We start from the raw sequence: 12,999 nt of genomic DNA on the forward strand, positions 1-12,999 counted from the left end.
TGACATGAGCACGCATCAGGAATGGCAGCGCATGGCGCAAAACCTGTCGCTGGACGGCCGCGCCTTCATCGCCGGGCAACGCTGCAATGCCGCGTCGGGTGAAACCTTCGGCACGCTGAATCCTTCGACGGGCAAGGTGCTCGCGGAAGTCGCGAAGTGCGACGCAAAGGACATCGACCGCGCGGTCGTCGCGGCGCGCGAGGCGTTCGAATCGGGCGTGTGGTCGAAGGCCGCGCCCGCGCAAAGAAAGGCGGTCCTGCTGCGTCTCGCGCAACTGATCGACGACAACGCCGACGAGCTCGCGCTGCTCGAAGCGCTCGAAGCGGGCAAGCCGATCAGCGAATGCATGGGCCTCGATATCCCCGAATCGGCGGCGTGCATCCGCTGGCATGCCGAGGTCACGGACAAGCGTTACGACGCGCTGTCGCCGTCCGGCGCGAGTGTCGTGAGCATGATCACGCGCGAGCCGATCGGCGTCGTCGGCGCGGTGCTGCCTTGGAATTTTCCGGCGCTCATGCTCGCGTGGAAGATCGGGCCGGCGCTGTCGGTGGGCAATAGCGTCATCGTCAAGCCCGCGGAGCAGACCTCGCTGTCCACGCTGCGCATCGCCGATCTCGCGCTCGAAGCGGGGCTGCCGCCCGGCGTGTTCAGCGTCGTGACCGGCTTCGGCGAAAGCGCGGGCCAGGCGCTCGGCGTGCATGCGGACGTCGATCTCATCGCATTCACGGGCTCGACGGAAACCGGCAAGCGTTTCCTGCGCTACTCCGCCGATACGAACCTGAAGCGCGTGGTACTCGAATGCGGCGGCAAGAATCCGCAAGTCGTCTTGCCCGATGTCGCGAATCTCGATGCCGTCGCTGAGCAGGCCGTCGCCGCCGCGTTCTGGAACATGGGCGAGAACTGCAGCGCCGGATCGCGCATTCTGGTGCATTCGAGCCACAAGGCCGAGCTGCTGCAAAAAGTGCTGGCCGTGCTCGAAGGCTGGAAAACCGGCGATCCGCTCGATCCCGACGTCAAGCTCGGCTCGCTCATCGAGGAAGGACATTACCGCAAGGTGCTGGGCCACATCGAGAAGGCGAAGGCGGAAGGCGCGCGCGTGGCCTGCGGCGGCAACGCGACGCTGACGGAAACGGGCGGCTGGTTCGTCGAGCCGACCATCTTCGACAATGTCACGCCCGAGATGAGCATCGCGCGCGAAGAGGTCTTCGGCCCGGTCCTGTGCTTTATCGAATATGCTGATGTCGACGAGGCCGTGCGCATCGCGAACGATACGTGCTACGGACTCGCGGCATCGCTGTGGACCGACAATGTGAACCAGGCGCACAAGATCGCGGCGCGCATCCGCGCGGGCACCGTGACCGTGAACTGCTTCGGCGAGGGCGATCTGTCGACGCCCTTCGGCGGCTTCAAGCAGTCCGGCTTCGGCGGACGCGACAAGTCGGTCTACGCGCACGATCAATACTGCGAGCTGAAGACGACCTGGCTGAAGCTCGACTGAGAATAGACGAGGCACCATGCGCGCAGGCTTCATCGGCACCGGCGCGATCACGCAAGCGGTCGTGACCGGCATGATTCGTTTCGGCGTTCCCTTCGAGCGCATTGCGTTGTCGCCGCGCAATGCGCAGATCGCGGCGCAACTGGCGTCGCTCGATTCACGCGTGGAGGTTTGCAAGAGCAATCAGGCCGTGCTCGATGCATCAGATGTCGTGTGCCTCGCCGTGCTGCCGCAGATCGCGGCGGATGTATTGGGCGAGCTGACGTTCGATGCGCGGCATCACGTCATCAGCTTCATCGCGGCGAAGTCGATCGATGATATTCGCGCGCTCGTGCGCCGCTCGGCCAAGGTCGTGCGCACCGTGCCGCTTCCGGCGGTGGCGTCGGGCAACGGCAGCACGGCTATCTGCCCGCGCGACGACATCGCGCGGGCGCTTTTCGCGCCGCTCGGCGAAGCGGTCGAAGTCGACGACGAACATCAGTTCGATGCCCTGTCCGCCGTGACCGCGACCATGGCGAGCTTCTTCGCGTTGCTGGAGGAACAGGCGTCGTGGCTCGTGCGGCAAGGGCTGCCGTATGCGTCTGCCCGTTCGTTTTTGTCGGGCTATCATGTGGGACTCGCGCATGAAACGACGCAAGGCACGGAGCCGTTCTCGGCAATGATCGGCCAGGCGAGCACGCCCGGCGGCCTCAACGAGCAGCTCTACCGCGAGTTGTCGGCGCGAGGCACGTACGCGCATTACTCCGAGGCGCTCAATGGCATCATGCGCCGCGTGCAAGGGCGTAAATGAGCGCGGGATACGAGAATAACAAACGATAAATCCAAGCATCCGGCGCCGAAGGGCGCATGCGAGCCCCTGGAAGGTGATTCACATGCAGAAGAAACAGCAGTTCGCGGACCGGCTTCTCGCCCAGATGCCATCCTTGCGCGCGCTCCGGTGCTTCGTCACCGCGGCGCGTTATGAGAGCTTCACGCAGGCGGCGGAAGTGCTGTGCGTCACGCAGGCGGCGGTGAGCCGGCAGATCAAGGAGCTGGAAGACACGCTCGAAGTCGCGCTGTTCGAGCGGACCGGCCGGCATATCGCGCTGACCGACGCGGGCCGCATTCTCTACAACGCGTCGTATCTGTCGATCATGAACATCGCGGAGGCGGCGCAGGCGGTGCGGCGCGTCGACCGTCACGCGCTGACGCTCTGCATCTCCCATACGTTTTCCGCGCTCTGGCTTTCGTTCAGATTGCCCGCGTTCCGCCAGCGCTTTCCGAACATCCGCCTTCACGTGATGGTGACCGAGCACTTCATGGAGCTCGACGATCTCATGGAGCCCGATGTCATCATCACGAAGAACCCGCCGCGAGAGGCCGAATACGAAGTCGAGCCGCTCTTTCACGACATCGTTTATCCGGTATGCAGCGTTCCGTTTTATGAGCGCTATTTTCATGGGCGCACGCTGAAGCCGCTCGATCTGCTCGCGCATCCCACGCTGAGCCTTTCGCTGCTCGGGCGCGCGCAGGTGTGCGAGCACGTCGACTGGCGCGTGTGGAAGAACTGGTATCAGCAGGGCGACGGCTCCGAGCGTCTCGATCAGCACGACGATCTCGAGAGCAACGACTATCGGCTGCTCGTCGCGCAGGCCGAAGCGGGCGAGGGCACCTTGCTCGGCTGGCATCATCTCGTGCATCGCCAGGTCGAGCAGAAGAAGCTGGTCCGTCCCGTCGACGATGCGCTCGTGTTCCACGATCGTCATCACTATCTGATCACGCATCGCAATGCGAAGTCGCGCCCGGAATATCTGCAGTTTCGTCAATGGCTCGACGAGGAAATCGCCACGATGATGCAGGGCTGGCCCGCGGACCAATCGAAAGCCGTCGAGTGAGCGCCGCCTATGAAACCGGCAACCGAAAAGACCAAGGGCTACCGGCGGCTCATTCCCTCGGTGACCGCGCTCGTCGAATTCGAGGCCGTCGCGCGGCTCGGCAGCTTCACGCTCGCGGCGCATGAACTGGGCGTCACGCAGGCGGCGGTGAGCCGCCAGGTGCGATTTCTCGAAGAGACGCTCGGCACGCGGCTCTTTCACCGGCTGCATCGCGCTATCGAACTGACCGATGAAGGCGAGGCGTTGTACCGCGTCGTCGCCGAATCGATGCAGAAGATCGCGAGCGTGTTCGACCGCCTCGCGCGCGGCCCCGTGCAGCAGGAGCTCGTGCTCGCGGCGACTTCCGCGTTCTCGCACTTTCGTCTCTTGCCGCGCCTTGCGTCGCTCAAGGCGGCGCAGCCCGACCTGCAACTGCGTCTTTCCACGCAGATGTTCACGGCGGACCTGCGGCACAAGGAAATCGATGTCGCCGTGCGCTTCGGCAACGGCACCTGGCCGGACGGCACCGCGACCTTGCTGTTCGACGAGGAAACGTTCCCGGTCTGCTCGCCGTCATGGCTCAAGACGCGGCCCGAGCCGGCTTCGCTGGAGGAGCTCGCGGGCGCCGTGCTCGTCGAATCGGACTCGACCACCGAAGGCTGGATGGGCTGGGAAGAGTGGTTTCTCGCGGTCGGCTTCCGGCCAATGCGGCTGAACTTCGCGCTGCGCTGCAGCCTTTACACCGATGCGATCCAGGCCGCGCGTTTCGGCCAGGGCATCGCGCTCGGCTGGGGCCGGCTCGTTCAGGATTTTCTCGCGAGCGGCGAGCTCGTCAGGCTGCCGGTGGCGTCGTTCAAGCCGACGCATTCCTACTTCGCCGTGGTGCCGCACGGACGCACCATCACGCCCGCCATCGACGGTCTGATCAATTGGTTGCGCGAGGACGCAACCCCAGGCCCGGCGCGCCTGACAGACCCGAGCGCGCACGCATAATCCAAAGTTATCCGACACAGAAAATAAAGCGCGTTGACGCTGTTTTTCCGCGATCCAATACTCAGGATAGCGCGGGACCATTCGAAGTCCCGATATCCCTGAACGTTGGAGAACGACGATGTCCGAAGTGCAAATCAAGAGTCATGGCGAATTGATCCGCAGCCGCGAACCCGGGCATGGCCTGCCGGGCGAGCTGTTTGGCCGTCAGGATGTGTTCGAGAAGGACGTCGAGGTTTTTTTCCAGAAGCACTGGATTCTGGTGGGCGTGACGGCGGACGTGCCCGAGCCGGGCGATGTCTCGACGGTCGATATCGGCCGCGCCTCGATCATCATCGTTCGTGACGACGACGAAAATATCCGCACCTATCGCAACGTCTGCCGCCATCGGGGCGCGCGCCTCAAAGAGGCCGGCAAATCGACCGTGGGCATGCTCGTTTGCCCGTATCATCAGTGGACCTACGATCTCGACGGCAGCCTGCGCCACGCCGCGCACATGGGCAAGGATTTCGATCCGAAGTGCCGCAGCCTGATGCCGGTGCATACGCGCATCGTGGGAACGCATATCTTCGTGTGCCTCGCCGATGAAGCGCCCGCCGATATCGCGAAGCTCGAAGACACGATGGCGCCGCGCTTCGCGCCCTATGATCTGCAGAACACGAAGATCGCGTTCGAATCGGAGATCATCGAGAACGGCAACTGGAAGCTCGTGATCGAAAACAATCGCGAGTGCTATCACTGCGCGGGCACACATCCGGAACTGACGGCATCGTTTCTGCCGGAGGACTTCGGCTTCTGCCCGGACAACCTCACTGACGAATCGCTGCGCGAATTCGAGGATTACAAGACGCGCAACGCGGCATGTCAGGCAAGCTGGGAAAACGACGGCTTCACGAGCGCGACCGTCGAATGGCTGGAAGAAGATGCCGTGACGCAGTTCAGGACGCAGCAGCTCGTCATCGCAGGACACGGCGAATCGCAAACGATGAGCACGAAGGTCGCGAGCGAAAAACTGCTCGGCAATCTCACGCGGCGCGATCTCGGCGACACGCATCTCTGGACGCACAACTCATGGACGCACGTGATGAGCGACCATGCGGTGATTTCGTACATCATTCCGCTCGCGCCGGACAAGACGCTCGTGCGCTCGAAGTGGCTCGTGCACGCGGATGCGGTCGAAGGCGTCGATTACCAGATTCAGGACCTGACCGAAGTGTGGGTCGCGACGAACGCGCAGGACAAGCATCTCGTCGAGATCACCCACGAAGGCACGCAGGATCCGGCATTCAAGCCGGCCGTGTTCTCGCCGTTCACGGAGAGCTATGTCGAGCAGTTCTCGCGCTGGTATTCAGCGCGCCTGAACGCGCACGGCGTCTGAGGCGCAAGGCGGCGCCGTCAATGATCGGTCAGAAAGGTCGGGTGACGGGCGCGGATCTCGTCCACCTGACCGAGCGTGCCCGAGAGATGCTTGCGCAACGCGGCATCGGCGGCGTCGGCATTGCCTTTTTCGATGGCATCGACGATCTCGGTGTGATCGCGCACCACGGCCATCGTCTTGCCCTCGACCGGTAAATGCAGGCGGCGCAGCCGGTCGATATGGCCGCTCAGCCTGCGCACCAGATCCCATAGCTGCGGCACGCCCGCGGCTTCATACATCTGCCGATGAAACGCCTGATCGAGCGCTGAGAACTGCTCGACGTCCTTCGGCTCCAGCCATTCCATCTGCTCGGCGATCGTCGCGCGCAGCCGTGCGACCAGCGACTTCCTGTGTTCGCGCGCCAGCGTGCGCACGACTTCCAGCTCGATCGAGCGGCGCAGAAAGTGCGCCTGCAACGCCGACGCCACGCTGATCTGGCTCACGACCGTCGCGTGCTGCGGAAAGATGTCGACGAGTCCTTCCTCGCCGAGCTTCATCAGCGCGTCGCGCACGGGCGTCTGGCTGAGGCCATAGCGCGTGGCCAGTTCGGTGCGCGAGAGCACCGTGCCCGGCTCCAGTTCGAGCGAGACGATCATTTCGCGCAGCCGCTCGAAGACTTGCGGCGCGGCATGACGGGACCGGTCGAGGCGATGAACCGTGGCGGTGGAAGCAGCATTTTTCATATGGGCGCAAGACGAAAGGCGACTGAAACATTAGTACTATAGCCGCGCGGAAGGCCAATTGGCGCGGCGTCGTGGAATCTGCCAGTCAGCGTTAACCCGACTGACGCACTAATATATTAGTGCTTTACCATTCGGCTACTCTCGCTACTTCCGGAAGCCGACATGACCCGCGACATTGCCATCACCCAGGTTCGAATCACCCCGATCGCCTTCCGCGACGGCCCGCTGCTGAACGCCGCGGGCATCCACGAGCCGTGGGCGCTGCGTGCTATCGTGGAACTGGAGACGAGCGACGGGCGTGTCGGCATCTCCGAGACTTATGGCGACGAGCCGATGCTGCGCGTGCTCGATCAGGCCAAGGATCTCGTGATCGGCCTTTCGCCGTTCGATCTGAACCGGATGGAAGAGCGCGTGCGCGCGACGATCACGGCGACGCCCGGTGCGGTCGAATTCGAACTCGCGCCCGGTTCGCATGCCGCGAAAAATGCGCCGAAGGTCATCAGCACGCTCGAAGTGGGGATGCTCGATCTGCAAGGACAGATCGTCGGCGCGCCGATCGTCGATCTGCTGGGCGGCAAGGTGCGCGACGCCGTGCCGTACAGCGCGTATCTCTTCTTCAAGTACGCGGAGCACATCGGCAAGCCGTATGCGCCCGATGCGTGGGGCGAGGGCATCAGCCCGGAGCAGATCGTCGCGCAGGCGCAGCGCATGATCGATTTGTACGGTTTTCAGAGCATCAAGCTGAAGGGCGGCGTGTTCGAGCCGGCGCATGAAATCGCGTGCATGAAGGCGCTCGCGAAGGCGTTCCCCGGCATGCCGCTGCGTCTCGATCCGAACGCGAACTGGACGCTCGAAACCAGCATCGAGGCCGCGCCTGAACTCGACGAGATCCTCGAATACTACGAAGACCCGTGCCCCGGACTCGAAGGCATGGCGGAACTGCAGAAGCACACGAAGCTGCCGCTCGCGACCAACATGGTCATCACGACGATGGACGACTTCCGCCGCGGCTGCAACATGGGCTCGATCAAGGTGCTGCTCTCCGATCACCACTACTGGGGCGGCCTGCGCGCCACGCAGACGCTCGCGCGCATGGCGAAGCTCTGGGGCTTCGGCATGTCGATGCATTCGAACTCGCACCTCGGCATCAGCCTCATGGCGATGACGCACGTCGCCGCGAGCGTGCCGAACCTCACGTATGCGTGCGACACGCACTACCCGTGGCAGGAAGAGGAAGTCATCAAGGGCGGCCGCGTCGTATTCGACAACGGCGCGGTGCGCGTGCCGACGACGCCGGGCCTGGGCGTCGAGCTCGATCGCGAGAAGCTTGCGGAACTGCACGAGCAATACCTCACGTGCGGCGTGCGCAATCGCGACGACCTCTCGCAGATGCGCAAGTATCAGCCGGAGTTCACCGGCAAGAACCCGCGCTTCTAAACTAAAAATACATTCGCAGCGCCCCGATCCAGGAGACACCTTCATGAGCAGTTCCAGCGCGCTGTCGAGCGCCGTTCGCAAGATCAAGTGGCACGTGTTGCCGCTCTTCGTCGTGATGTTCATCGTCAATTACATCGACCGTGTGAACATCGGCTTCGTGCGTCAGCATTTGAGTGCGGATCTCGGCATCGGCGCCGCGGCCTACGGGCTCGGCGCGGGCCTGTTCTTCGTGAGCTACGCGGTGTTCGAAGTGCCGTCGAACATGCTGATGCAGCGCTTCGGCGCGAAGGCGTGGCTCACGCGCATCATGATCACGTGGGGACTCGCCGCGACCGGGATGGCTTTCGTGCAGGGCGAAACCTCGTTCTATGCGATGCGCCTTCTGCTCGGCGCGGCCGAAGCGGGCTTTTTTCCGGGCGTCGTGTTTTATTTCACGCAATGGCTTCCGCGCGATGAACGCGGCAAGGCGATGGCCGTCTTCCTGAGCGGCTCGGCGCTCGCGTCGGTGTTCTCCGGCCCGATCTCGGGCGGCCTGATGCTGATCCAGGGCGCGGGCCTGCATGGCTGGCAGTGGATGTTCATCATCGAGGGCATGGCGTCCGTGGTGCTCGCGGGCTTCGTGTGGTTCTGGCTCGACTCGAAGCCGCGCGATGCGAAGTGGCTCACGCGCGCCGAGCAGGATGCGCTCATCGGTGAAATCGAGGACGAGCAGCGCCGCCGCGATGCCGTGCATGCGAAGAAGCCGTCCACATGGAGCCTGCTGCGCGATCCGCAGATCCTGATTTTCTGCCTGATCTATTTCTCGGTCTCGCTGACGATCTACGGCGCGACATTCTGGCTGCCGAGCATCATCCGCAAGATGGGGCATCTCAACGACTTTCAGGTCGGTTTGTTCAACTCGATTCCCTGGCTCATTTCCATCGTCGCGATGTATCTGTTCGCGGCGCTGGCGGCGCGCTTCAAGTTCCAGCAGGCGTGGGTCGCATGCGTGCTGCTGATCGCGGCGGCCGGCATGTATGCGGCCGGTCTGGGCGGCCCGGTCTCCTCGTTCATCGCGATCTGCTTTGCGGCGATCGGCTTCAAGGCTGCGTCGTCGCTGTTCTGGCCGATTCCGCAAGGCTATCTCGATGCGCGCATCGCGGCGCCCGTGCTCGCGCTGATCAACTCGATCGGCAATCTCGGCGGCTTCGTCGCGCCGGCGACCTTCGGCTTTCTGGAGCAGAAGACCGGCTCGATTCAGGGCGGGTTGACGGGCCTCGCGGTGATGTCGGTGGTGGCTGCCGGTGTCGTGTTCCTGGCGCGCATGGCGCCCCGCGAAGGGCGCGGCGCGGCGGCGTTGCAAACGGGCGTGCAGAAGTAGGCGGGATGTTTCGGAGCGGCATGGGAAGTGCTGCACGTCTTCGATCGAGGTATCGATCGGAGACGCATCTCTGCGGCGCGCCGACGCATGAGAAAGTGAAACATGGACATCCCCAGGCAAGCGGTTTCGTTTCTGAGTTCGCGCGGCCTCAAACTCGCGACGGCGGAATCGTGCACGGCGGGTTACATCGCGTCGCTGATTTCGTCGGTGCCCGGCAGCGGGGCGTGTCTCGACGTCGGCTTCGTCACTTACTCGCCGGCCGGCAAGGCCGGCTTTCTCGGCGTGCGCAAGGAAACCATGCAGCAGCACGGTCTGACGAGCGAGGAAGTCGCGCGGGAAATGGCCGAAGGTGCGCTGCAACAGGAAGCGTGCTGCGCGGATGTCGCGGTGTCGAACACCGGCGTCGCCGATGCCGCGCCCGGCGATAGCCCGCCGCCCGGCACGCAATGCTTCGCATGGTCGTACCGGTCGCGCGACGGCGAGATCGTCACGTTCAGCGAAACGAAGAAGTTCGAAGGCGAACGCAACGACGTGCGACGCGCCGCCGCGCTGTATGCGTTGTCGCGCGTGGAGCATTACTTCGATCTTCGATACGCGCGTTGAAGTTCGCGGCATGCGCAATGCTCCGGCATCGATACGTCGATGAAACCGGAGGATCACGCGATGCCTGAAACGAACCAGCCTCCCCGTCCCGATCCGCAGCAGGAAGAGCTCGCACGCGGCACGCCGCCCGCGCGCACGCCTGAAACATTGCCCGATACGGATCTCCAACCCGATCAGGAACCGGTGCGCGGCACGCCGCATCTCGATGCGCCGGGTGGCGAGGCCTGACGCGCGTTCGGGCTATTTGTGCAGCTCGCTGCGCATCGGCATGACGGGTGCTGACCGTTGCGCATCGACGGAGGATGTCATGACCAAGGTAGCCGAAGTGATGACGAGAGGCGTGCAGGCCATCGTGCCCGACGACACGATTCGCCGCGCCGCCGAACTAATGGACGAACTCAACGTGGGCGCGCTGCCGGTATGCGACGGCGTGCGGCTCAAGGGCATCGTCACCGATCGCGATATCGTGGTCCGCGCGATATCCGCCGGCAAGGATTCGTCTTGCGCCGTGCAGGAGGTGGCGAGCGAGCCGGTGGAATGGTGCTTCGAAAACGACGACATCGAAGACGCGATACACAGGATGGAGCGCTTGCAGATACGGCGCATGCCTGTCGTGGACGGCGAGAGACAACTCGTGGGCATGCTCGCGCTCGGCGACATCGCTGCATGGTCGGATGGTGAAGTGGCCTCGACCATCGGCGCGATATCGGCTCCGTCTGTGCCGGATCGATGAGCGGCCATCGCGGCACGATTTTCTGCTGCTGAAGGCAGCCCGAAAGGGAATGCCATTTGCTCGCGCGTGATGCAAACACATCGTAGACGTGCGAGGCAAATGACATGGCCGAATCAGACAACGGCGTTCGCAAGAGCGCCGCATACCCGTACTCGTCGGGTGGATGGGGATCGCTGAAGGCGGTGACAGGCGCGCTCATCCAGGAAAAGGTGCCGCTGAAGGAAAGCACGGTCCTGCTGAAGCAGAACAAACCCGATGGCTTCGCCTGCGTGAGCTGCTCGTGGGCCAAGCCGGCGGACCCGCATACCTTCGAGTTCTGCGAAAGCGGCGCGAAGGCGACCGCGTGGGACCTGACGGCGAAGCGCATGACGCCGCAGTTCTTCGAACTCCACACGGTGACGGAGCTATGCGCGTGGCACGATCACGATCTCGAAGACGCGGGGCGCCTCACCGCGCCGTTGCGCTACGACGCCTCCACCGATAAATACGTGAGCGTGACCTGGGACGAAGCATTCGAGGACATCGGCCGCGAGCTGCGCGCGCTCGATCCGAAGCGCGTGGCGTTCTATGCATCGGGAAGGGCATCGCTGGAAACGTCGTACATGTACCAGCTTTTCGCGCGCATGTACGGCACCAACAATCTGCCCGACAGCTCGAACATGTGTCACGAAAGCACGAGCGTCGGGTTGAAGGAAGCGATCGGCGTGGGCGTCGGGACGATCAGGCTCGACGACTTCGAAAAGACCGACCTCATGTTCTTCTTCGGGCAGAACGTGGGCACCAATAGCCCGCGCATGCTGCATCAGCTACAGGAAGCGAGAAAGCGCGGCGTGCCGATCATCACGTTCAATCCGTTGCGCGAGCCGGGGCTCATCAAGTTCGCCAATCCGCAATCGCCGCTTGAAATGATGACGCCGGCGCATACGGCGATCAGCACGCAATATCATCAGGTGAAGACGGGCGGCGACACGGCCGCGATGCTCGGCATCTGCAAGGCCGTCATTCAAGCCGACGACCGCGCGAAAGAACACGGCGGGCCGCGCATGCTCGATGTCGATTTCATCGAAACGCATACGGTGGGCTTCGAAGCCTTCGCGGATTACGTGCGCGCGGCGTCCTGGGACGACATCGAACGCGTGGCGGGACTGCCGCGCGCCGATCTCGAAGCCGCAGCCGCGGAATACATGCGCGCGAACGCGGTGATGGCGCACTACGGCATGGGCATCACGCAGCACAGGCAAGGCGTGCAGAACGTGCGCATGCTGTGCAATCTGCTTTTCCTGCGCGGCAATGTCGGCAAGCCGGGCGCGGGGCCGTCGCCGGTGCGCGGGCATTCGAACGTGCAAGGCCAGCGCACGGTGGGCATCACCGAGAAGCCGGAGCTCGCGCCGCTCGACAAGCTCGCGAGCCAGTTCGGCTTCGAGCCGCCTCGCGAAAAGGGGATGAATATCGTCGAGACCTTCGAGGCGATGCTCGACGGCAAGGTGAGCGCGGTCGTCAATCTCGGGGGCAATCTCGTGCGTTCGGTGCCGGACCGCATGCGCATCGAACCGGCGTGGCGCACTCTGAAGCTCACGGTCAATGTCGCGACGAAGCTCAATCGCAGTCATCTCGTGCATGGCGAGAAGTCGTACATTCTGCCGTGCCTGAGCCGCATCGAGATCGATAAGCAGGCAAGCGGCGCGCAGGCGGTGTCGATGGAAGACAGCACGGGGTGCATTCACGGCTCGCGCGGCGTGGCCGAGCCCGCATCGGCCGATGCGCGCTCGGAGCCGTATATCGTCGCGGCGCTGGCGAAGCATACGCTCGGCGAGCGCTCGACCGTCGACTGGGAACGCTGGCGCGACGACTATGCGCTCGTGCGCGATGAAATCGCGAAGACGTATCCCGAGACCTTTCACGACTTCAGCGAAAGAATGTGGACGTCCGGCGGCTTCCCGCGCGATCTGCCCGCGCGCGAACGCAAATGGAAAACGAAGAGCGGCAAGGCGGAGTTCTTCGTGCCCGAGACCATCGGTGAAGATCCGGACATGCCCGGGCGCGAGCCGCAATCGCTGCGGCTCATGACGCTGCGCAGCGACAGCCAGTTCAACACGACGATCTACGGCCTCGACGACCGCTTTCGCGGCATCAGCGGCGGCCGCATGGTGATCATGATGTGCGAGGCGGACATGACGCGCCACGGGCTCAGGAAGGATGATCGCGTGACCTTGCGCACGATCGCCGACGATGGCTTCGAGCGGCGCGTCGCGGGGCTGCGCATTCAGCCGTACGACATACCGCAGGGATGCATCGCCGGCTATTACCCCGAGTGCAATCCGCTGCTGCCGCTATGGCATTACGCGAAGGAAAGCAAGGTGCCCGGCGCGAAGTCCATCCCGGTTCATATCGTCGAGGTGAACGGCACGCCGCGCGAGCCTTGAGCGTC

12 protein-coding genes are annotated in these 12,999 nt (G+C 63.7%); 11 read left to right on the plus strand and 1 reads right to left on the minus strand.

Annotated features, from left to right (window positions below; all coding sequences use genetic code 11):
* Positions 1 to 4: 4 nt before the first annotated feature.
* From AC1Z32_RS03220 to AC1Z32_RS03240, 5 genes are all read left to right on the plus strand, one after another.
* Positions 5 to 1,498 carry an aldehyde dehydrogenase gene (locus AC1Z32_RS03220; RefSeq protein ID WP_483477256.1) on the plus strand — a complete coding sequence of 498 codons (1,494 nt, stop codon included), beginning with the start codon at positions 5 to 7 and terminating at the stop codon, positions 1,496 to 1,498.
* Positions 1,499 to 1,514: 16 nt separating this feature from the next.
* Entirely contained in the window at positions 1,515 to 2,285 is a 771-nt protein-coding gene (locus AC1Z32_RS03225; protein ID WP_483477257.1) for a pyrroline-5-carboxylate reductase, read from the plus strand.
* Positions 2,286 to 2,367: 82 nt separating this feature from the next.
* On the plus strand, positions 2,368 to 3,369 hold the full coding sequence (locus AC1Z32_RS03230; protein ID WP_483477258.1) for a LysR family transcriptional regulator: 1,002 nt from the start codon (positions 2,368 to 2,370) through the stop codon (positions 3,367 to 3,369).
* Positions 3,370 to 3,378: 9 nt separating this feature from the next.
* On the plus strand, positions 3,379 to 4,341 hold the full coding sequence (locus AC1Z32_RS03235; RefSeq protein ID WP_483477259.1) for a LysR substrate-binding domain-containing protein: 963 nt from the start codon (positions 3,379 to 3,381) through the stop codon (positions 4,339 to 4,341).
* Positions 4,342 to 4,459: 118 nt separating this feature from the next.
* Positions 4,460 to 5,716, plus strand: a complete 1,257-nt coding sequence (locus AC1Z32_RS03240; protein WP_483477260.1) for an aromatic ring-hydroxylating oxygenase subunit alpha — start codon at positions 4,460 to 4,462, stop codon at positions 5,714 to 5,716.
* A gap of 17 nt (positions 5,717 to 5,733) precedes the next feature.
* On the opposite strand, the gene AC1Z32_RS03245 is transcribed toward AC1Z32_RS03240, so the two are convergent.
* A complete protein-coding gene (locus AC1Z32_RS03245; RefSeq protein WP_483477261.1) occupies positions 5,734 to 6,438 on the minus strand; it encodes a GntR family transcriptional regulator in 705 nt (234 codons plus the stop codon).
* A gap of 162 nt (positions 6,439 to 6,600) precedes the next feature.
* Between AC1Z32_RS03245 and AC1Z32_RS03250 the strand changes: the two genes are divergently transcribed.
* From AC1Z32_RS03250 to AC1Z32_RS03275, 6 genes are all read left to right on the plus strand, one after another.
* The gene (locus AC1Z32_RS03250; protein ID WP_483477262.1) at positions 6,601 to 7,875 is read left to right on the plus strand and encodes a glucarate dehydratase family protein; all 1,275 of its coding nucleotides are present in this window, start codon (positions 6,601 to 6,603) and stop codon (positions 7,873 to 7,875) included.
* Between the two features lie 43 nt (positions 7,876 to 7,918).
* Positions 7,919 to 9,235: an MFS transporter gene (locus tag AC1Z32_RS03255; RefSeq protein ID WP_483477263.1), complete on the plus strand. Its 1,317-nt coding sequence runs from the start codon at positions 7,919 to 7,921 to the stop codon at positions 9,233 to 9,235.
* Between the two features lie 102 nt (positions 9,236 to 9,337).
* Positions 9,338 to 9,838, plus strand: coding sequence for a CinA family protein (locus AC1Z32_RS03260; protein WP_483477264.1), 501 nt, complete (start codon positions 9,338 to 9,340; stop codon positions 9,836 to 9,838).
* Positions 9,839 to 9,898: 60 nt separating this feature from the next.
* Positions 9,899 to 10,066 (plus strand): hypothetical protein, encoded by a 168-nt coding sequence (locus tag AC1Z32_RS03265; protein ID WP_483477265.1) that lies wholly within the window; start codon positions 9,899 to 9,901, stop codon positions 10,064 to 10,066.
* A gap of 79 nt (positions 10,067 to 10,145) precedes the next feature.
* Positions 10,146 to 10,571, plus strand: coding sequence for a CBS domain-containing protein (locus AC1Z32_RS03270; protein ID WP_483477266.1), 426 nt, complete (start codon positions 10,146 to 10,148; stop codon positions 10,569 to 10,571).
* A gap of 104 nt (positions 10,572 to 10,675) precedes the next feature.
* On the plus strand, positions 10,676 to 12,994 hold the full coding sequence (locus tag AC1Z32_RS03275) for an FdhF/YdeP family oxidoreductase (RefSeq protein ID WP_483477267.1): 2,319 nt from the start codon (positions 10,676 to 10,678) through the stop codon (positions 12,992 to 12,994).
* Positions 12,995 to 12,999 lie beyond the last annotated feature (5 nt).

The organism is Caballeronia sp. 11_S32, assembly GCF_056930355.1.